General features: G+C 29.6%; 15 protein-coding genes and 3 pseudogenes. 14 read left to right on the top strand and 4 right to left on the bottom strand.

Annotated elements, in window-relative coordinates:
* Positions 1–195 precede the first annotated feature (195 nt).
* From AC0L4B_RS15160 to AC0L4B_RS15115, 10 genes and pseudogenes are all read left to right on the top strand, one after another.
* Positions 196–693 carry a PAS domain-containing protein gene (locus tag AC0L4B_RS15160; RefSeq protein WP_473437667.1) on the top strand — a complete coding sequence of 166 codons (498 nt, stop codon included), beginning with the start codon at positions 196–198 and terminating at the stop codon, positions 691–693.
* 17 nt (positions 694–710) lie between these two features.
* Positions 711–2,534: pseudogene (locus AC0L4B_RS15155) on the top strand (PAS domain S-box protein); the annotation flags it as partial.
* A gap of 102 nt (positions 2,535–2,636) precedes the next feature.
* Positions 2,637–3,317, top strand: coding sequence for a sensor histidine kinase (locus AC0L4B_RS15150; RefSeq protein ID WP_473439450.1), 681 nt, complete (start codon positions 2,637–2,639; stop codon positions 3,315–3,317).
* Positions 3,318–3,352: 35 nt separating this feature from the next.
* Positions 3,353–7,027 (top strand): PAS domain S-box protein, encoded by a 3,675-nt coding sequence (locus AC0L4B_RS15145; RefSeq protein WP_473437666.1) that lies wholly within the window; start codon positions 3,353–3,355, stop codon positions 7,025–7,027.
* Entirely contained in the window at positions 6,997–9,528 is a 2,532-nt protein-coding gene (locus tag AC0L4B_RS15140; RefSeq protein WP_473439449.1) for a sigma 54-interacting transcriptional regulator, read from the top strand. Before AC0L4B_RS15145 ends, AC0L4B_RS15140 begins: the two co-directional genes overlap by 31 nt.
* A 188-nt stretch (positions 9,529–9,716) precedes the next feature.
* Positions 9,717–10,130, top strand: coding sequence for a hypothetical protein (locus AC0L4B_RS15135; RefSeq protein WP_473437665.1), 414 nt, complete (start codon positions 9,717–9,719; stop codon positions 10,128–10,130).
* A gap of 17 nt (positions 10,131–10,147) precedes the next feature.
* On the top strand, positions 10,148–10,543 hold the full coding sequence (locus AC0L4B_RS15130) for a DUF7793 family protein (RefSeq protein WP_473437664.1): 396 nt from the start codon (positions 10,148–10,150) through the stop codon (positions 10,541–10,543).
* Positions 10,544–10,566: 23 nt separating this feature from the next.
* Positions 10,567–12,564: a T9SS type A sorting domain-containing protein gene (locus AC0L4B_RS15125; RefSeq protein ID WP_473437663.1), complete on the top strand. Its 1,998-nt coding sequence runs from the start codon at positions 10,567–10,569 to the stop codon at positions 12,562–12,564.
* 2 nt (positions 12,565–12,566) lie between these two features.
* Positions 12,567–14,030 (top strand): autotransporter outer membrane beta-barrel domain-containing protein, encoded by a 1,464-nt coding sequence (locus AC0L4B_RS15120; RefSeq protein WP_473437662.1) that lies wholly within the window; start codon positions 12,567–12,569, stop codon positions 14,028–14,030.
* A 51-nt stretch (positions 14,031–14,081) separates the two neighbouring features.
* Positions 14,082–14,441: a hypothetical protein gene (locus AC0L4B_RS15115; RefSeq protein ID WP_473437661.1), complete on the top strand. Its 360-nt coding sequence runs from the start codon at positions 14,082–14,084 to the stop codon at positions 14,439–14,441.
* Positions 14,442–14,617: 176 nt separating this feature from the next.
* Here the strand turns inward: AC0L4B_RS15115 and AC0L4B_RS15110 are convergent, their stop codons facing one another.
* Positions 14,618–15,364: a hypothetical protein gene (locus tag AC0L4B_RS15110; RefSeq protein ID WP_473437660.1), complete on the bottom strand. Its 747-nt coding sequence runs from the start codon at positions 15,362–15,364 to the stop codon at positions 14,618–14,620.
* 263 nt (positions 15,365–15,627) lie between these two features.
* Between AC0L4B_RS15110 and AC0L4B_RS15105 the strand changes: the two genes are divergently transcribed.
* The 4 genes and pseudogenes from AC0L4B_RS15105 (at position 15,628) to AC0L4B_RS15090 (ending at position 20,706) form a co-directional block, all read left to right on the top strand.
* Positions 15,628–18,009 carry an ATP-dependent Clp protease ATP-binding subunit gene (locus AC0L4B_RS15105; RefSeq protein WP_473437659.1) on the top strand — a complete coding sequence of 794 codons (2,382 nt, stop codon included), beginning with the start codon at positions 15,628–15,630 and terminating at the stop codon, positions 18,007–18,009.
* Positions 18,010–18,158: 149 nt separating this feature from the next.
* Positions 18,159–18,607: pseudogene (locus AC0L4B_RS15100) on the top strand (hypothetical protein).
* 3 nt (positions 18,608–18,610) lie between these two features.
* A pseudogene (locus tag AC0L4B_RS15095) lies at positions 18,611–19,965 on the top strand (DUF5458 family protein).
* Between the two features lie 87 nt (positions 19,966–20,052).
* Positions 20,053–20,706: an outer membrane beta-barrel protein gene (locus tag AC0L4B_RS15090; RefSeq protein WP_473437658.1), complete on the top strand. Its 654-nt coding sequence runs from the start codon at positions 20,053–20,055 to the stop codon at positions 20,704–20,706.
* Between the two features lie 265 nt (positions 20,707–20,971).
* Here the strand turns inward: AC0L4B_RS15090 and AC0L4B_RS15085 are convergent, their stop codons facing one another.
* From AC0L4B_RS15085 to AC0L4B_RS15075, 3 genes are all read right to left on the bottom strand, one after another.
* Positions 20,972–21,703, bottom strand: a complete 732-nt coding sequence (locus AC0L4B_RS15085; protein WP_473437657.1) for a hypothetical protein — start codon at positions 21,701–21,703, stop codon at positions 20,972–20,974.
* A 105-nt stretch (positions 21,704–21,808) separates the two neighbouring features.
* A complete protein-coding gene (locus tag AC0L4B_RS15080) occupies positions 21,809–22,096 on the bottom strand; it encodes a hypothetical protein (RefSeq protein ID WP_473437656.1) in 288 nt (95 codons plus the stop codon).
* The gene (locus tag AC0L4B_RS15075) at positions 22,081–22,335 is read right to left on the bottom strand and encodes a hypothetical protein (RefSeq protein WP_473437655.1); all 255 of its coding nucleotides are present in this window, start codon (positions 22,333–22,335) and stop codon (positions 22,081–22,083) included. Before AC0L4B_RS15075 ends, AC0L4B_RS15080 begins: the two co-directional genes overlap by 16 nt.
* Between the last annotated feature and the right edge of the window lie 448 nt (positions 22,336–22,783).

Genomic DNA, 22,783 nt, shown 5'->3' with positions numbered 1-22,783 from the left:
TAAAGAGTTTAATTATCTACAAGGAATATTTGGATGAAACTTAGTTGGTTAATTTTAAGTCTATAATCATAAAGGATATTGTTTTTTATACGAAAATTACTTTATTAAATTATAAAATATTATTTTAATGGTTTATTAGTCTGTTCTCCCTTATTGTTAAATTTTTGACAATTTAATAAAACCATTTTTTTGCTAATGCAAAATTTTATGACTAAAAAGAAAATCAACATACTAAACCAATTAAACGGTTTTGGATACGACTATTTAGAATCTTTAGAGGAAGGTTTTGTCGTTTTTGATGCTAATGGAAAAATCATAAGTGTCAATACTGAATTTTGTAATATGTCTGGCTTTTCAAAAAAAGAGCTCTTAGGCACAAGTACCCCATTTCTTTTTTGGCCAAAAGATAAAAAAGAGGAATTTAGTGCAAGGTTTAACCACATTATCAAAGAGCAATTAAAGGGAGAGTTTAATGGCATATATCAACATAAAAATGGAAGTCAATATCCCGTAATAGCTTATGTGTCAAATGTCAAAAATGAAAAGGATGCTGTTATTGCTCATGTTGTATTAGTTCAGAATACTACAGAATATAAGCCTCATAATTTGTTTGGTTTTTTCAAAAACAACGATTTATCTTCAGTTTTAAATTATAGAAAAAAGTATTTAGATCTAATTGTTCAAAAAAATTAGCCTATAGACTAGAAAATACTTTAGATCATATTACCGATGGGTTTATTTTATTAGACAATAATTGGTGTTATACTTATGTCAATAAAAAGGCAGGCGAGTTAATGCAACGTGATCCTAAAGCTATTTTGGGCAAACATCTTTGGACCGAATTTCCTGAGATTGTTAAAAGTAAGTTTGAGGATGCTTATCAAACAGCAGTTAAAACTAAACAAACACAGTCTTTTGAAGATTATTTTGAGTTATACGATAAGTGGTTTGAAAATAGGGTGTATCCAACAGAAGATGGATTATCCATATACTTTACAGATATAACCGAAAGAAAACGTTCTGAAGAAAAATTAATAGAAAGTGAGATACTGTTTAAACGATTAACCTCCAAAGCTCCTGCAGCCATTTTTCAAACAGATGTTAACGGATTTTGCAACTACGTAAATGAGAAATGGACTGAATATGCAGGAATTACTTACGATGAGGCAATGGGTTACGGTTGGTCCAAAGCAATTCACCCTGATGATAATGACAGGATAGTAGTAGAGTGGGAGCACTACATGAAGTCTGATGTATTTGAGCTTGAAACAGATTTTAGATTTAAGCATAAAGACAATTCTGTTAGATGGGTATCTGTAAAAACCGTAGGGACTTATGATTCTGAAAATAATCCTAATGGTTATATAGGAATGGCTTTAGATACGACAGACCGAAAAATTGCTGAAGAAAAATTAATTAACAGTGAAAAACTTTTTCGTGGCTTAACAGCTAATGCACCAGTCGGAATATTTAAAACAGATTTAGAAGGAGCCTGTAATTTTGTTAACCAACAATGGATAGATTGTGCAGAGATACCATTTAAAAAAGCAATGGGTTTTGGTTGGATAGAAGCAATCCATCCAGGAGACAGAGATCATGTTGTTGATGCTTGGATGCAAATTGTACCTACAGGTAAAGACTTTAATATGGATTTTAGGTTTTTAAACAAAAAAAGAAAAATTAAATGGGTGTCCGTTAAAGCTGTTGGGACTTATAATGCGCAAAACAAACTTTATGGGTATATAGGTGTTTTAGTAGATATTAGTGATCGTAAAATTGCAGAAGAGAGATTAATTAAAAGCGAAAAATTATTTAGAGGCTTAGCTGCAAATGCACCTGTAGGTATATTTAAAACCAATAAAGATGGTGCTTGCAATTTTGTTAATCAAGAATGGATTAATTATTCTGGTTTATCGTTTAAAGAAGCTTTAGGTTATGGTTGGATAAATGGACTGCATCAAGAAGATAAAGTCCGTGTTTTAAAAGCATGGCAAGCGTCTATAATAGGTAAAGTAGACTTCGAGGTGGATTGTAGGTTTATAAATAAAAAAGGAATTGTAACCTGGTTAACTGTTAAAGCTATTGGGTTATTTGACGTTAATAAAACTTTATATGGCTATTTAGGAACGTGCTTGGATATTACCGAACGTAAAAAGTCTGAAGACCAAATTAAATCAAGTAAAATTTACTTAGATAATATTATAAACAATATTGGAGATCCTGTTTTTGTGAAAAATGAAAAAAGTGAGGTGATTCTAGTTAATAATGCAGCTTGTACTTTTTTTAATTTAACTAAAGAAGAGATTTTAAATAAAACAAAAACTATAAATCAATTATGTACAACCTCATTTGATTTTTTGAAAAATGATGCATCCGTACTTTCTTCAGGATTAGAAACCGTTATAGAAGAAACCTTTGAAGTCTCTAAAATAATAACCAAAACTATTTCGACAAAAAAAACAAGGTTTATAGATAATAAAGGAAACCGTTTTATCATTGGTGTGATTAGAGATATTACACATATTAAACAAACCGAAATAGAGTTAGAGAAGCATAAAAATAAATTAGAAGAATTGGTGGTAAAACGTACTGCTCAGTTAGAAGAAGAAAAGATAAAAGCGCAGTCTGCAGATTTAATGAAATCAGCTTTTTTAGCTACGATGTCACATGAGTTAAGAACACCAATGAACTCTATATTAGGCTTTACTAGTGTGCTTTTAAAAGAGTTTTCAGGACCATTAAATGATGAACAAAAAAAGCAATTATCTATGGTTAAATCTAGTAGTGACCACTTATTAGGTCTAATTAATGATGTTTTGGACATCTCTAAAATTGAAGCAGGTAAACTAGATGTAGTTTTAAAAGAATTTGACTATTTACTGACACTAGAAAAAACTATAGCAATATTAATGCCTCAAGCTCAAAAAAAACAGCTAACTATAATGGCAGAAGTTAATGTAACTAAAGTTAATTTACAAAGTGATCAACGCAGGGTAAAACAAATTTTAATTAATTTAATAAGTAATGCAATAAAGTTTTCTAACTCCGGAACAATAACAATTAAGGTTAGTCAAGAAAAAGATTGGATAATAACTCAGGTTATAGACCAAGGTATAGGTATTAGTAAACAAAATTTAAGTCATTTATTTAAACCGTTTATGCAATTAGAAGGTGGCTTAAGCCGAAGTCATGAAGGTACAGGATTAGGATTAGCAATAACCAAAAGTTTAGTCGAAAAATTAGGGGGAACAATAGAAGTAATAAGTAAGCTTAATCAAGGTAGTCGTTTTACCTTCAAATTACCATTTAATCAATAAATCAAAATACATTAAGTAAAGATTACAAATAGCTCATGGATTCTAAAACAATTTTAATAGTAGATGATACCTTTCAAAACCTATACTTATTAAGGGTGATATTAGAAAAAGAAGGGTTTCAAGTACTGGAAGCAAATAACGGACAAGAGGGTTTACAGGTTTTAAAAAAATATCAAGTAGATTTAATAATTTCGGATATTTTAATGCCAATAATGGATGGGTATTTGTTTTGTAAAGCCTGTAAAGCAAATAGTGATTATAGAAATATTCCGTTTGTGTTTTATACGTCAACATATACAGCCAAGTTAGACGAAGATTTTGCATTAAAGTTAGGTGCTGCTTCTTTTTTAAGAAAACCAATCGAACATGAAGAATTAATAAAAGAAATAAAATACATATTAGATAAAAATCAAAAAGCAACATCAATTAAACATCAAATTAATATCTCAGAAGATGAGGTGTTAAAGCTTTACAGTCAAAGATTAATAGATAAGCTAAAACAAAAAAGCTTAGATTTAGGTAATGAAGTTTTAGAGCGTAAAAAAGCAGAGCAGTTATTAATCCAAAAAAATCAAATCTTAGATTTAATTGCTTTAAATACACCTTTAGATTCTATTTTTGATCAATTATTGCTTAATTATGAGAGTAATCATCCTAACTATTTGGGGTGTATAAGTTTACTTAGTAAAAACGGAAAACAATTACATCTTAAATCTTCACCTTCGCTACCTAAACAATATTTAAAGGGCATTGAAAAATTAAATATTCATCCAGAAAAAGGATCATGTGGTACTGCAGTTTTTTCTAAAAAACCAGTTATAGTTTCAGATATAGAGAATGATAAACTTTGGGTAAATGATAAAGAAATAGCGTTAAATCATGGTCTTAAATCTTGTTGGTCACTTCCTATTTTAGATGAAAAAAATACTGTTTTAGGAACCTTTGCAATTTATAGTAAGGCTGTAAGTTCTCCAACTATTGATGACATACAAGAACTTAATTTTGCAGTTAATTTAGCAAAAATTGCAATAGTTAAACATAATATTGTTTCAGAAATAAAAAGAAAAGACGAAACCTATAAAACATTAATAAATCATGCAAGTGATGCTATTGTTGTATATTCTTTGGATGGTACAATTCATGAGTTTAATGATTTTTCAGCCAAGGCTTTAGGGTTTACTAAAAGCCAATTTTCTAAGCTAAAAATTCAAGATATTTTAGTTGGAGATATCATTGTGGATAGTGATAATAATACACAATTATTAAACGGAGTCCCTGTAGTTTTTGAAAGACAATTTATAAAAAAAGACAACACTGTTATTGATGTTGAAATATCTTCTAGATTAATAAAAGAGGATAAAATTTTAGCAATTGCAAGAGATATTTCTGATCGTAAAAAGTACCTTCAAGAAATTAAGTCTGCTAAAGAGTTTTCAGAAAACCTGATTAAATCCATGCATGAAGGTCTTGTGGTTTTAGCTGAAGATACAGAGATTTTAAGTGTTAATCCTGCTTTTTGTAAAATGACAGGTTTTAATGAAAAAGAATTATTGGGCAAAAAAATCCCACATCCATTTCATTTACCAGAACAACTTGAAGTGCTTCAACAAAATAATGAAAATCTAAAAAAAGGAACTTCAAACCCTAATATTAATACAATTTACAAACGTAAAGACGGAACCAAGTTTTTGGCACACGTTATTATGTCTACTATTAAAGATGATGACGGAAAATCAATTATAAATTTTACAACCGTTCAAGATGTAACAGAACGAGAGCAAATATTACAGAAATTAAAAGAGAGCGAAAACCGATTAAAACAATCTCAGATAGTAGCCAATATTGGGTCTAAAACCTTAGATTTTAAAACTATGATTTGGGAGTCTTCAGAGATTTTAGATAATATTTTAGGTATAGATAAAGACTTTGATAAAACAATAGTAAACTGGAAAAATTTAATCCATCCGGAAGATAAAGATGAGGTAAATAGGTATCTAGAATATTGTATAAATAGTCATAAAAAGTTCAACAAAGAGGTTAGAGTAATTAGGCATTGCGATAATAAAGAAATTTGGGTACATATCATTGGTAGGCTAATTTTTAATCAAGAAGGTGAGCCAATAAAAATGGTTAGTACTATACAAGATATTACTGAACGTAAATTATCCGAAATAAAATTATTAGAAAGTGAGTATAGTTTAAGACAATCTCAAGAAGTAGCTAGTATTGGGTCTATAACAATAGATTTAAAAACGATGACTTGGCAATGCTCTGAAGTTTTAGACGATATATTTGGTATTGATCACACATTTGAAAAAACAGTGTCTAATTGGAATAATAATTACATACATCCAGAAGACAGAGATAGTCTTAATAATCATTTAGAAGACTGTATCGTTAATAATAAAAGGTTTTCAAAAGAATATAGAGTAATTAGACCCGAAGATAATAAAGTGATTTGGGTACATGGTATTGCTGAAGCGTTATTTGATAAAAATGATAAGCCAATCAAATTAATTGGTACCATACAAGATATTACAAGTCGTAAAGTATCGCAATTAAAATTACAAGAAAGCGAGTATGTTTTAAAGCAATCCCAAAAAATTGGTAACATAGGCTCTTACACTATAGATTTATTAAACATGACTTGGGATAGCTCTGAAGTCATGTTTAACATATTTGGGATAAACCAAGATTATCAACGTACAATAGATAATTGGGTAAATTTAATACATCCATTGGATAGAGATCATATATATCAATACTTTTTGGAATGTGTAAAGTTAAAACAACGTTTTAATAAAGAGTACAGAATATTAAGGCCAATTGATAATAAAGAAATTTGGGTACAAGGCGTAGGGGAAGCCATTTTTGACAATACAGGTAATCCTATCAAAATGATAGGTACAATTCAAGATGTTACAGTAAGAAAACGATCAGAAATTACATTGCTAGAAAAAGAGCAATCTCTAATTATTGCACAAGAAATTGCTAAAATTGGAAGTTTTAACCTTGATTTGGTTAACAAAATAGCAATAACATCTATAAACTTTAATACAATAATAGGTGTCAAACAAGAAAAAAACATTCCTTTCTCCTTATGGCAAAATATAGTTGTTTCAGAAGATAAAAGGCTTGTTAAGCATGAGATGATAAGATGTCAAAAACAAAACAGAAAATTTGATTTAGAGTATCGTGTCAAAACACTTAATACTAAAGAAGTAAAATGGGTTCATGGTTTAGGAGAAATATTCTTAAAAAATAATACGCCAATTAATTTTGTAGGTACAATTCAAGATATCACAGAGCGTAAAACAGCAGAGTTAGAATTAAAAATTGCTAATGAGTTTGCAGACAATTTAATAATGTCTCTTCAAGAAGGGCTTATTATAATAAATTTTAAAGGAGAGATTCTAAAAGTTAATCCATCGGTAACTAAATTACTGGGCTATGAAGAAGAAGAGTTAGTAGGTATGAAAAGGCCATTTCCTTTTGAGTTTTTAGATGATGAGGGATCAATAACTAAAGCAATAACAGAAACCAGAAAAGGTAATAAGCAAAATACAAAAGGTAGATTAATTAAAAAAAATGGCGAAAAAATAATAGTATCCTTTACAACTGGATATATTAAGGACAATAAAAATACTTTAACAGCTCTTTTTGCCACTTTAAAAGATATATCAAAAGAAGAGAAAGCAAAAAAATTCTAGAAGATTCAGCTTTTAAATCTAATCAGAAAAAGGAGGCTATAATTTCATTAACAAATTTAATTGGTGAAGATTTAAATCATTCATTTAAAAAAATTACAGAATTAGCTTCAAAAACATTAAACGTGGCTAGAGTTAGTGTTTGGAGTTTTAATACAAAGATGAATCAATTAACCTGTCAAAAAATATTTAGTCTTGAGACAGAAAAATATCAATCAGGTACAGCATTATCTGATAATGATAACCCAGAATATTTTCGTGCTTTAGATAAAAAAGAAACCATAATAGTCACCAATGCGCAAAAAAATAAATTAACTAAAGCATTTGCTAAAGATTACTTAGTACCAAATAATATAACTTCATTAATGGATGTATTTATTAATAGCGCAGAAGGTTATTATGGTGTTTTGTGTTTTGAGCATGTTGGTAAACCATTAAAAAAATGGTCTGCAGAGGATCAGGAGTTTGCAACATCAATAGCAAGTGTGGTGTCGTTGATGGTGGAGAGTACAGAGCGAAAGGAAGCTGAAAGAGAACTAAAATTAGAAAAAGAGTTTTCCGAGGAGTTAATTACGTCATTACATGAAGGATTATCAGTTGTAGATTTAGATAGTAAGCATATAAAAGTTAATAAAGCACTATGTACAATGACAGGCTTTTCTGAAGACGAATTATTAGGTGTAAAACCTCCTTTTCCATATTGGCCTCCAGAAAAAAATAATGATATTTTTGATTTATTTGAAAATCCAAGTCAAAAATTAGGATCCAATATTAAAGTCACATTAAAAAGAAAAAATGGCGAGTATTTTCCAGCTTCATTATCCTATTCTATGATAAAAGGTAAAAACGGAAAAGTAAAAGCTTATTTTGCAACTATAAATGATATTTCATTAAGTGTTAAAGCTGAAAATATTTTAAAAGACAATATAATTTTATCTAACCAACGTAAAAACACTATTATAGAGTTGGCTAACCTTATTGGAGAAGATTTTAATTCATCTTTACTAAAAATAGCAAAGACCTCAGCAAATGCTTTAGATATTGCTTTTGTTACTATTTGGAAGTACCAAGACAATGATAATCAGTTATTAAGTAAGCTTCATTATAATTCTTTAACAGGTGATTCTCAAATAGAAAAGTTAACTATTTATAAGAAAGATTTTCCTGACTATTTTAACATTTTTGAAACTAAAAATAGTATTAATATATCAGATGTAAATGCAAATCCATTAACCAAAGCATTTTCAGAAAAATATTTTAAACCTAATCAAATCACTTCAAGAGTAGACGTTTTAATCTACGGAAGAAATAAACATTACGGAATTATAAGTTTTGAATGTCGAGCACCAAATCGTGTTTTCACCCATGAAGAAGAAAGTTTTGCAACATCAATAGCTAGTATTGTTTCCTTAATGGTAGAAAGTAAACAGCGTACGTTGGCCGAAAAAGAAATTGCTAAAACTAACCAGCAATTAACCGAAGCTAATTTAGAGTTAAATGATTTACGTAAACAACTTGAAAGAGAAAACGTATACCTTAGAAACGAGCTTGATCTTGTTTTTAACTATGAAGAAATGGTTTATGGAAGTGCTGAGTTTAGTGACGTTTTAACGCAAGTAGAGCAAGTCGCACCAACAAATGCTACGGTTTTATTGCTAGGTGAGTCTGGTACAGGAAAGGAATTGTTAGCTAGAGCAATCCATAATATAAGTACAAGAAACAATAAACCATTAATAAAAGTTAACTGCTCTGCAATACCAAGAGAGCTTATTGAAAGTGAATTGTTTGGTCATAAAAAAGGATCGTTTACTGGTGCATTTGCTGATAAAATAGGGAAATTTGAATTAGCAGATGGTGGTACACTATTTTTAGACGAAATAGGAGAGCTTCCATTGGACATGCAACCTAAAATATTAAGATTTTTGCAAGAAGGCGAAATTGAAGTTGTTGGAGGTATAGAAACAAAGACTTTAGATGTTAGAGTCATTGCAGCAACTAACAGAGACCTTGAAGAGGAGATTAAGAAAAAACAGTTTAGAGAAGATTTATATTTTAGACTTAATGTATTTCCTATAAATGTCCCTTCATTAAGAGATAGAAAAGATGATGTTCCGTTATTGGTAGAACATTTTGTAGATAAATTTAATAAAGCTTATGATAAGCAAGTTAAATACATTTCCGATGAAGCAATGACTAAATTAAAAGCTTACAATTGGCCTGGAAATATTCGGGAGCTTGAAAACTTGGTTGAACGTGCATTAATACTATCCTCGGGAGATACTTTAATTGTGCCAGGGTTTGAAACCGCTAATCAAAAAATTAAACAACGTATTAATAGTAAAGACTTAAGTCTTGATTCTGTATTGCGTAATCATATACTCGAAGTTTTAGAAGGCTGCAATTGGAAAATTAGCGGAGAAAAAGGTGCGTCAGAATTGTTGGGTCTTAAACCAAGTACTTTACGCGATAGAATGTCTAAACTAGGCATTAAAAAACCTAAATAAAAGTAACGGTATTCCGTGAGTAGTGTCTTTAATCGGTAAAAAATGACGGAATACCGATTTGTGATAAAGTATTATACAAACTAGTGAGATATTTTAAATCATTGATATATAGTTGTTTAGAATTTATTTGTATATTTATATAAGTTTTGGCATTCGTATTGTTTGTTGTTTTTTAAATAAAACCGACAATGAGAAAACAATTATTAATCAATGACTTAAAGTTTTGGGTCGATCAAAATATAATCTACTGTAAGGTATTTAATACGTTCTCAGATTGTAATCGTCCAGAAGACTTAGATCAAATTTTTAAGGAAGCCATCACCAAGCTTTCTGAAGGTGCACACATGCCTATACTATTTAATCTTGAAGTATTGGATTTTAATAGTTCTATTAGAGTGTTTAAGTTATTGTCAAAAAATAGAATCATCAAATCTTTAGCATTGTCAAAAACGTTTTTGGTTAACTCGTTTAAGTTAAGTGTATTATTAAAGGTTGTTAGTTTTTTCTGTAATCCAGCGATGCCAGATTTAATATTTGTAGATACAATATCTGCTGTTAGATTTTGTATAGAGGATAACCAAGCCTATAATTCTATTAGTTAAATCTAAAAATGAAAAAAATGGTAACAATAGGACAAGCAAAATTTTGGACAGATTATGACAATATACTTTATTTTGAGTTTACTCAAAATCAATCAGATTTTGTTTTAGACTTAAACACAGCTAAAAAATACTTTAGTGGTATACTTCAAATTAGTGAAGGTCTGTCTATGTCTTCTGTTATTGATTTAAGAGGTTTTAGAGGTACGTTTTCAACAGAGGCTGCAAAGTTTATTGCTAAAAATAGTCTATTAAACAATTCTAGTATCTCTCAGGCATTTATTACAAATTCTATGGCTACTAAGTTGTTAATAGCATCTTATAAGCGCATTTATGACCCAATTATACCATTTAAAGTCTGCAAAGACCTTGAAGTAGCTAAACAATTTTGTTTAGAAACTAGCAATCAAATTTAATAACCTTAATACTAATAACAACTATGATTTTTTTAATCACTAAAACAACTTTTATGACAAAAAACTATTTTATAAGTACTTGTTTTATACTCTTTAGTTTGGTTTGTGCATCTGCACAAATTATAAATAAAGGTATTCTTAAAATTGAATCGTCTACTGATGTTTATTTTGAGAACGAGTACACAAACGACAATAGCGCTACGCATGTTAGTGACGGAGAACTATACCTTAATAATAATTTTATTAATAATGGATCTACAGAAGCTTCTGACGGAACAACATTTTTTAAAAGTGTAGATAACCCGTTGCTAAGTATTTCTGGAACTACAGAAACTGTAAACTTTAATAATCTACAAGTAGATATTACAGCAACTAACACTAAAGGCGTATCTGTAACAGATGGATTTGCAATAAATGTAGAGAATAATGTTAATTTGGTTAGTGGAGATGTGAGGTTGGTTGGAGAGTCTCAATTAATTCAAGCACACACAGGCTTGGATGGTAACACAATTTCGACTGGAAAAATAATGGTAGATCAGCAAGGTCAAGCTTCAGCTTATAAATATAATTTCTGGTCTTCTCCTGTTAATAGTTCTGGCGCATTTACAATAGCTGGTAATAAATTTGATGGTACAGACTCTGCTATCAATTCATTTACTCCGCAACCTGTACTCTTTAATTCAGGAGCTCCATATAACGGATTACCATCAGTTGTAGACGGAAGTGATAATGTCACAACCCCTTTAACAATAAATACAAGATGGTTGTATCAATATGCTCAAGGTGCGTCAGGATATGCAGATTGGGCAGCTATAAACCAAAACACATCTTTAGATCCAGGTATTGGATATACCATGAAAGGTACAAATACAACTGATGGTACTCAAAATTATGTGTATTATGGTGCTCCAAATAATGGAGAGTATTCTACACCTATTAATGCAGGTGAAGAGTCTTTAGTGGGTAATCCTTATCCTTCAGCATTAGATGTTGTACAGTTTATTAGTGATAATGTAACCGTTTTTGATGCGCTATATTTTTGGGTTGATGGAGGATCAACCTCACATTATTTATCTGATTATTTAGGTGGCTATGCTATTAGAAATATAACAGGAGGAACACCTCCATCTGTAGCGTCTCCATTAGTATCTGGTGTTGGTACAGCAGGAAGTATATCTATTCCGCCACCTTATGTACCTATTGGTCAAGGATTTTTTATAAGAGCCACAGGAACAGGAAATATTCAGTTTAATAATGGTCAGCGAATTTTTAGAACAGAATCTTCAGGAGACGCTGTGCACTACAGAACAGATCAAGCTGCTGCGGAAAATGCTTCAGGTAATCAATATATAAGATTGGGTTATGAAGATCCTGAAGGTTTTCATCGACAATTGCTTTTAGGTTTTTTACCTAATCAATTAGCAGATATTACTTATAATCCAGGTTATGATGCTTTAATGAAAGTAAATAGAGATGATGAACTGTATTTTATAATTGATGGTCAAACGGATAATAAATATGCTATTCAAGGTGTGGATGCTTTTAATGACAGTTTTGAGTTTCCATTAGGATTGTTAATCTCAGAAAGTGGTACGCATCAAATTATGATTGATGAGGTAGAAAATTTTCAGAATACAATTTATATTAAAGACAACATATTAAATACGACTCATAACCTTACAGACTCTGATTTTTTAATCAATTTGCCTATTGGCGAATATTATGACAGATATTCAGTTGTGTTTACTCCTTCTGAAACTTTGTCCCTAAACGAAGATGAGATCAAAAACGTTAAAATTTACTATAACCCTAATAAAACTATAGTATTAAATAACTGGGATAATATTCATCTAAAAAACATACAAGTATTTAATGTTTTAGGTCAAAAAATACTTCAATTAAATTCAAATATTAATCATTCTACTAAAATAGAAATTCCTTTTAACCAAACAGATGGAGTATACTTTGTAAAAGTAGAAACTGCAACAGGAGAAATTTCACAAAAAATCTTAACTCATTAATTATGAAACATTTTAACTTAAAAATAAAGACATTTACATTGTTAGCTTTTATTTGTATTAATGTCAACTTACAAGCACAGGTTGGTATTGGTACTTTAACTCCAGATCCATCGTCTATGATTGATGTAGCATCTGTAAGCAAAGGATTACTTGCACCTAGAATGACGTCTGTGCAACGTTTAGCTATAGCTAGTCCCGCAGATGGATTGCTGGTGTATGATATAACGGAATCTTCTTTTTATTTCTATCAATTTGATACATGGTCTAAATTAGGTTCAGAAAAAAGAGATAATCATAAAATTATAAAATCCGAAGCCGATTTAGCAGATGAACTAGCAGCAGGAGGTGGGTCTAAATATTTATTAACTGACGATGTATTGTATGAAATTAACGGAACAATTAATTTAGATCATTCAATAGATCTAAATAATGCATATATTATTGGTTTAGATACTAATGAAGACATACTACTTAAAACAGGAGGGACTATGTTTGTTGGTAATGCTGGAGGAAGTATAAGGGGTGTGACTTTATTAGCTCCTGGAGCTACTGTATTTAATATGACAGGAACTAGTGTTGATAATTTTGTTTTTAGAGATTCAGTTGTTGCAGGAGCTGCTTCTGTGGGATCTATAAGTGGTTATGGATTGACTTTTTTAAGTATTGTGCAATTTTCAGATAATACAGATGGAATTACCTATAGTAATATAGATGAATTATTGCTTAGTAATATGGGATGGTTAAATACCAACTCAGGTACTTACGAGAAATTTACAGGTACTTTTGGAATTCTTGAAAAACAAGGAGGGTTTTCTGATATAGATGGATCTGCAATAGGTATAGATGTTAGTTTAAATCCTGTGGTTAATAATGGTGTTTTATCAGGAGCAAGTTTTAGCGGTACTAGTACAGAATATATAAAACGATATACTACTGGTTCATACCCAGGATTTAATTTTAGTAACACTTGGACTGTTGATTGTCCTGGTATTCCTGTAGAATCAGATGAGGTTGCTGCAGGTAACATTTATTATGATGGGGCAATTACTACTGGTTTTGTTCAAAATGTACTTAGTAATAGTGAGTTTAACCTAACAGGTAATAGTGGTTCTAATACTACAACAGCAGTTAATATGCTAAGGATGACATCTCCTCAAAATAATAGATTGACTTATCAAGGTAAAAAAACTAGAACTTTTCAAATTACAGGTACGTTGTCTGTAAGAGGTAATATACAAGTAGGAGATTTTTATGCCTTTTTTATCAAAAAAAATGGGGTGACAACTTTAACAGAAACTAATACTTTAATGAGAGTTAATTTATTGACGGATATTACAAGTAATTCAATATCAGGAACGGTAGAGTTAGAGCCAGGAGATTACATTGAGATTTGGGGACACCGTCTAGTAAATACAATTTTAAGTACTTCAATATCTGTATTCTCGCTTAACTTATCATTAAAATAAAAGCTATTAAATAATTTTAATCAATATCATTAAACAAAACAAACCAAAAAAATGAAAACTAATTTAGATACAATTACACCTTTTGATCAAGGAGCTAAAACAAAAGTTTCAGATGAATTTTATATAATTAATTTATGCGATAAATTACTTAAAAATAATAAGTCCGATTGTAGTTCTTTTGGATGGGTTTTGGGTGATTTAAGCAATAATGGTAAGGTTAATAATAATTTGCCAGTAGCCGTATTTTATGAAAATATAGATTTAGTAATCGAGTTTAAAGGAAAGCATAGTAATACTGATAGCGATAGTTTGGAGTCTTTATTATCTAATGATTTTAAAAACAAGGACAACATCCAAGATTATAATAATAGACGTAAACAAATGTTAGAAAAAAAGGTATTAACCTGGTAACAATTAATTATTATCAGTTTAATACAGATTTAAATAATAATTTAGTGAGAAATCAAAAACAAGATATACTTGAGCTTAAAAGTATATTAAAACAATATATAAAATAATAGTGTAGTAGTTTTTTATTTTTTAAGGTAAAACCCAATCTTTGTTAGTTAATGATTGGGTTTTTTAATTTATAAAGTTTTAGTCAAAGATTGTATTTTACCATTTACAACGGAGATTTTAAAAATTTGTCCTTCATCATTTTTTGTTTCAAAAGATTTTAAATCTTCAAACTTCATATCACTAGGTAAAAAAGTTGTCTTGTTTGTAATAGCAAATGTTCTTAATTTGGGATTATTATTTACTATTTCAAAAAAACTTTGGCTTTCAGTAGTCGCTTTTTTTAACTGTATAAAATCCACTGTTATAAGCTTAAATTCTTCTTTAATAGCTTGACTTTTAATTAAACAATCATAAACTACAGTTTCGTTATCAATCCAATGATAAATATTTTTTTTATCATCAGGTCTTTTCTTTTGATTAGTTGTTATTCCTGTATCGTTGTTTGCAAGTTTAGTGTTTGTTATTGTGTAATCAGTATCTGCTATAGCTTCTTTTAAGGGATTATTATTCTCAGGTAAAAATAATTTAACAGCCTTTTGACAATTCCATTCTTTAGGTAATATTAATTCGTTTGTTTTGCTGTCAATAGCAATTATTTCGTTTGCAGTTTCAAAAACATCGTCTTTAGTAACTAAACCAGTAATGTATTTATCGTTATCCCATTGCATAATATAGCTGTTATTATTTACTTTTTTAAAGGTGTAAATCGTGGCAGATCCATCATTGCACTGCCATTCGCCATCAAATTTTGAGGGATTTTCATTACAAGACATAAAGCATAAAGCTAAAATTATTGTAGATACTCTTAAAATCATTTTGTTTAGTTTAAATGTTTGAAAACGCTTAATTTGCAAAGACTAAATTAAATAGATTATTTTAATTTTATAATAATAAATTATTTTGTTTCATTTTTTATTTATTTTTAGCAGGATTAAAAAGATAATATTACCATGCTATTGGTTGTATTAAAATGCTATTCATAGACAAAACCGTACATTTATTCGTTTTTTATATTACCAATCCATATTATTTATATATTTTTAAATCTAAGTCCAACCAAAAACCATTAAGACTTTAAATGGAGTACTCCCTAGATCAATCATTAAACCAAGCAATTCACATTGCACAATCCATAGCAAAAGAGTATTCTCATAAAGAATATTCGTCAGCACATTTATTAAAAGCACTTTTACATAAAGACATAGGTATGCTTAAGTACCTAAACAGCATTGACGTAGATGGCTATTATATAGAAGAATGGGCAGAAGTAAGGTTAGAATCTTACCCAAAAACCAACAAAATACCAGAACAACCTGGTCATGATGCTTTTGTAGAAGCTATTTTTAATGAAGCAGAAACAATAAAACTAAAATTAGGTGTAGATAAAGTCAATGCACATTGTGTTTTGGCTGCATTAGCAATTCCTGGTGTGGGATTTTCTTTTGAACAATTAAAGACGTTTCCGTTACAGGCTGAGGATGTTATAAAACACTCAAGCGTAGCGTCATCATCAAACCAAACTACAGAATCAGGTACACAGGCAAAAACAACTCAAAATACGTCTAATAAAGCAATTGATTACACGATCAACAAAACAGATTTAGCTGAAGCTAATCAATTAGAAATAATCTCAGGAAGAGATGCCGAACTTAAAATGATCACAGAGATTTTAGGTAGACGCTCTAAACCTAATGTTATTATTTTAGGAGAACCAGGAGTCGGTAAAACCGTATTATTAAACGGATTAACTTACACGACTTTAAACAACAACATACCTGAGCAATTAAAAGACGCAGAGGTTTATGAATTAGACTTTATAAGTCTAGTGTCTGGAGCTGGTTATAAAGGAGAAATAGAAGACCGATTAAAAAAGGTTATAGATCAAGTTAAAGCGAAAGATAAAGCTATATTGTTAATTGATCAGCTTAATGTAATTACTGATAAAACTAATAATAATCAAGGTTTAGTAAATATTTTAAAATCAGAATTAGTTAAAGGCGAACTTACAATTATAGCTACAGCTACAAATGATGCTTTTAGAAAACATATTGAAGTAGACGAAGGTTTATCAAGACAATTTGAAACTGTTACATTAGAGGAGCCTTCTGCAATTGAAGCTTTAAGAATGATTGAAAACACAGTATCTTATTATACAGAACACCATAATTTAGATATTGATAGTGAAACTATAACAGAAGCCATACGATTGGCCAAACGTTATAATAAAGAAAGAAGTTTACCAGATTCGGCAATAGACTTAATAGATCGTACCATGTCTGCTGCTAAATTTATGATTCAAACCTCTGTACCTGAAATCGAAACTTTAAAAGAACGTGTTGAAGCACTTAAAGCAGAAAAACGACCAACAGATCAGGCTATTAGTGAGATAAAATGGATGTATACTCAAATGAAAGATAAACTAAGTTATCTTTTATTTACCGAGTTGGAAGAAGAAAATAAACTAGAACACATCACAACAGCTGCAAAAGGATTTAAAGAGCTTAATTCAATTTTAAAAAATCTATCAAAAGTTGCTTCTAAAGACAAAACTCATATCACAAAAAATGATATTGCCTTAACTATAGCTAATAAAACAGGGATTCCAACAGGAAAACTTCAAGCAGACGAAAAAGACAGATTGCTTAATATGGAAGACCAGTTAAAAAAACGAGTAATTGGTCAAGATCATGCTGTAAAAGTTATTACAGAAGCTGTCTTAGAGTCTAGGTCAGGATTGAGTAAGCCAGGTTTGCCAATAGGATCCTTTTTCTTTTCTGGACCAACAGGAACAGGTAAAACCGAATTAGCAAAAGCGTTAGCCGAGTTTTTATTTCAAACCGAAACATCAATCATTAGGTTTGATATGTCAGAGTTTAAAGAAGAACATTCTGCAGCCTTATTATATGGAGCGCCTCCAGGATATGTTGGTTATGAAGAAGGTGGTTTACTAGTTAATAAAATTAGACAAAAACCGTATTCAATAGTTTTGTTTGACGAAATAGAAAAAGCGCATCCATCTGTTTTTGATATCTTTTTACAAATTTTAGATGAAGGTAAATTACATGATCGATTAGGTAAGGAAGGTGATTTTTCTAATGCAGTAATATTGTTTACATCTAATATTGGAAGCGATCATATTGTAGATACTTTTAATGCTGGACAAATCCCTAAATCTAATGATTTATTAGAAATGATGGGTAAACATTTTAGACCAGAATTTTTAGGACGATTGACCGAGATTATTCCGTTTTCACCAATAATGGAAGACTTTATAACTAAGATTTTTAAAATTCAATTAAAAGATTTACACAAAGCACTTGATAAGCAAGAAATGTCCTTGCATTTAAGTGATAAAGCAACAACACATCTAGCCAAAAAAGGATTTACACCAAAATATGGTGCAAGACCATTAAGAGGTGTTATTAGAAAAGACCTTAGATCTCCATTGTCAAAAAAATAATTTCAGGCGAATTAACAAAAGGTGCTACTATTAAATTAGATATTGACAAAAAGGGTGCATTAACATGGGATATATCTAATAAATAGATACCGAATAAAAAAATAGTTTTATATTTAACATAATTATTAATCTAATTTGAAACCAAAAAAATGAGTAATACTTACGGAATAGGAGGTAATGAAGTAAAATCTGATTCAGCCGAAGCTCTTCAGGAAATTCCTCAAAACAGAACACTACTTGTAGAAAAATTAACTCAAGATCAACCAATAAAACCAGAAGTTGTTAAAGGGTTAAAAACTATAGACGATGTTTTTGAGCATTATCAACCAAATGTTGAAGTAGATTTTGAAGACTCTGATGGTGTTGGAAAAAAGAAACCTTGAAATTTAAAAACCTTGGAGACTATGGTGCTCAGGGAATTACAAGGCAAAGTAAGTTTTTAAAAGACCTAAGTACAGAAAAAGATCAGTACATTAAAATTGCAAAGCAATTAAAAACCAATAAAATACTAAAAACAGCTCTTGAAAATCCAGAAGCAAAGGAAGCTTTACTAGAATCTATTAGAGCATTATTAACAGAAATAGAAGAAAATAAATAGATTATGGCAGCCTCTCAAGATAAAGCACAAGGATTTCAGCCAGTTGAAAATCCTTCAGAGTATTTAAAAACTAATAGCGAGAAACTAGCAAAATATGGTGGTTTTGACTTAATGGAAGCTTGTGTAGAAGGTGTTCAAAACATGAATCCTGAACGTAAAGCAAGAAAAAAATATTTTTAACAGAAAATTCTAAAAAAGACGAGCGTGATACCTTAAAAAAGGTGCTAGAAATGTGGTCTTCAGTATTATCTGGATCTGATGATATTACTGAAATGGTAGAAGAGTCACAAAAATTATCACAAGTTGCAGATGTGTCTTTAAAAAAGAACTTAGGTACAGCTATCGAAGCTACTAGAGACCTTGAAAGATCTTACAGGTCTATGGCGCTTTTTTATAAAAATACAGAAGCAGATAAGCTTAAGAATTTATCTATTGTTAATGCAGAATTAGATCAAGTTAAAGATTTAGATAATACAAGATTTATTGATGCTATTTCAGAAGAATTAAACTCGTCTTTTGACCGTTTAGATTTAAGAGATAATTATGGCTTACTTGTAATTCCAGGTTATTTAGGGTCTAATAAGGTTGTTGAAAAATGGGCTAAAATTGCTTATGACAATAAAGTAATGTTAGTAACAGATTTTGCTCATTTAGACGAGCCAGATGATGTTATGGAAATGTTTGAATCAGCAAATTTAACAGGAGGAGATAATTATAGATCAAATGTAATTATGTCTTGTAACTGGCTAGTAGGTCGTGGTAAACATGATGAAGTAGGAGAAGAGGATGACTTATTTGTACCACCAGCAGGAGCATTAGCAGGAAAAATTTATAATACATTAATGTCTCAAGTAACTGCAGGTAAAAAGTTTGGAGGTATTAATGAAATTGATGGTGTACGTTTTGATTTAAAGAAAAGTGAAATAGCTCAACTTGAAAAACTAGGTTTAGTACCAATGGTTAACGAGTACGGTAAAGTCATGGCATTTTCGGCAAAAACATTGTTTAATGGAGATAATTTAGGTTTACAAACTTACTCTGTAGTACGTGTATTTGATTACGTAACTAAAGTATTAATGGACTTTTTAAACAGACGTGCATTTGAAAACTTTAATGCTAAGACCAGAAAAGAATTAATGGGACAGATTGTTAAGTTTTTAGATAATATAACAGGACCAGACAAATTAATTGAAGATTTTTCTATTAAACGTTTTGAACAAGATCATAACCAGAAAGATCGTATCTATTTAGATGTCCATATGAAACCATATTTTCCAGCCAAAAACTTTATGATTAAGATGGATGGACAAAAAGGAGATGATGGAAATGCTTGGGATGCAGAGTATGAACAACAATAAATAATAAAATATTAAATAAAAAAATCCGAAGTTATTCTTCGGTTTTTTTATTTGAAATAAAAGAAAGTAAAATTTAATTATAATCTAATGAAAATCAAATTATCAATATTATTAATATTTATAGTAACTTTTAGTACTTATGCCCAACAAAACGACGAACCAAGAGAGTTTTATATTTTAAAAGGTGATGTGTTGATAGAAGGTATGTTAGGATATAGTACTGAAGATAACGACAAAGATGCATTTAATACAACATCTTATACTATTAATCCTAAAGCAGGACTCTTTGTAGGAGATAACTTTGTACTAGGTATTGATTTATCTTATCAATATTTAAAAGATCAGCAAAACGAAAGTCAAGAAGATACTTCAGAAACTATTTCTACTGGAATATTTATGAGGTATTATTTTCTAGAATTAGGAACACGATTTAAGGTATATGGAGAATTAGGTGGAGACTATTTAACTATAGAAGACGTTCAAAATGAAATTACAGATAATGCAACAGGTTTTCAGGCTGGATTGAATTTAGGTTTGAATTATTTTATTAAAGATAATTTTGCTATCTCATTTGTTATATCAGATATAGCTAACTACCAAAATTTAAGTTACGATGAACAGTTATTAGAAGACGGAAGTTTACGTCAAGATGCACGTGATGTAAGTAAGTTAAATGCTGATATTAATGTGTTTAATAACTTTTTTCAAACAGCTAAATTTGGAGTTATGTTCAAGTTTTAAAAACATTTAATAATACTCAAATCAATAAAAAATCCCAAGATTTAATGTCTTGGGATTAATTTTTTTATCTATTATTTGAAATAACTCTATTGGTAATTGCTCTTTATTAATACTATCTAAAAAAGTATTTGTGTTTACAGTGTGGTTAATTAATAAAACTAGTTTTTAGAACTTTTTTATTATTTGTTGAAGTTTGATTCTTTTTACAAGAAAAAAACTTATTCTAAGAATAAATAAAGCAATAAATAACCTTTTCATTAACTCATTAATTACTAGTTATTTTACCATTTGTGTTTATACTATAATTTTTAATAGGAGTGAATTTAGTAACACCTTCTTCATTCTCATAATAATAACGAATAGATAATTTATAATTCTCATCAATGAAAAATAGTTTTGTTCTTGCGTTTATTCCATCTGAATAATCATAGTAAATGTTCATTTCATCTATTATTTTATTTTTAGAATCAACTATCACAAGGTCTTTTCTATTAGTGTATATAGTATTGCCATCGTAATCATGAATATTTGATTTTCCTTCATAAATTAATAATTGATTTGAATTTATAGATGGTAAAATTTTAACTAAATTAAAATTAGAGTAACCTGTTTTTGATTGTAATGCAAATTTATCTTTTACATTAATAGTGTCTGCTTTTGTTGGTTTGTATAGCGCAGTGTACTTATCTATTTTTATTGGTTTAAAGTTTGGACTTGGGATGCCATTTATAGTACCATAATAATGAAATAAATTTTCTAATTTTTTTTGTTCTTCAATTTTGTACTCTAATTTATTTTTTAATAACAAAGGACTACCAATGGGTAATTTACTTGTTAATGAATCTTGACCTAAGATACTGCTCTTAGAAAGACTATCTAACCTCTCTTGTTGTTTAGTGTTTTTAGATGTTACTAATGTTTCCTCTTTTACATCTTTGCATCCTAATAACAGAAACAGGAGAAAAAAAGAGCCAATTATAACTTTAGTGTTTTTCATAATAGTATTATTTATAATTTGGTGTTAAATCTCCTGAATGCAAATGGTTATTATGAAGTTTACCTTCATTAGATGTATTTGTAAACACCTTTTTATCGCTTCCTCTTAATTGCGACCCAAAACCAAATTTATGCATTGCGTTAATAAAATTTTGCTCAAGTGTATTACTGCTAAGATAACTTGTGTTGACACTCTGCCATTAATATGGCTAACACTTGGGTAAGATGTTACATCTTCTTCACAAGCACCACCAGATTTAATTGTAAAACCATTGTCTGTTAGTGCTCCAATAAGAGCAGCTAAGTGTTCAGGACCACAATATCTTCTTGCAGTTTTGGTAAAACTATAGATTATCGATTTTGTTACTATTTTTTTATTTAAACTATCAGGCATTTTGATAAGGAGTTTATTTGTGCTTCCTTTTTCGTATAAGTAACTAATCTATAGTTGGTTACTTTTTCTGGATTATGGAATTTACTATAAGTTCTCATTATTCCATCATCTATGGCATAAATAGGTTCATTTACATCTGTATATAAGTCTCTTGCTGCATGTAATCTCATTCCTGGATTTCTTGGATAGCTAAAAGTAGCAGCGTTCTTTTCGTGAAAAGTATAGTCATGATTTTCCAATTTCTTCAAGGTATTCACTAAATTCATTTTTAGAAGACTTATCATAATTATCACTAGTAATACCAGGGTAGGACCATTGATTTTAGAAACCCTTAAAATATAATTAAAGTCTAATTTTAGTTCTTTCCAGATTGGTGTGGCATCTAATGAAACTTTTTATTTTTTAAGGTGTCTTCTGTTTTTAGAGCTGAATTATTTGAAACTTTATTAATCTTGACTTTTTTGCAGCCAAAGCATAAAATAACTAATAGAATTATTAAACTTTTTAAAGAGTAATTAATTTTCTTCAAATCTCTCTCTTTTTATTAGATTTCCATCGATAGAATACTCTTCGGTCATTATTAGTATATCTGTCTTTTGTTTATAAGTTTTAATAATATATCCTTCTTCGTTAACATCCTCAACAATATCTAATTTATAATAATGCCATTTGCCAATAGGTAGACCA

The organism is Olleya sp. NP1-10 (assembly GCF_055804415.1).
Note: the sequence above shows the minus strand (reverse complement) of the source record. Positions and strands in the feature narration are given on the sequence as shown.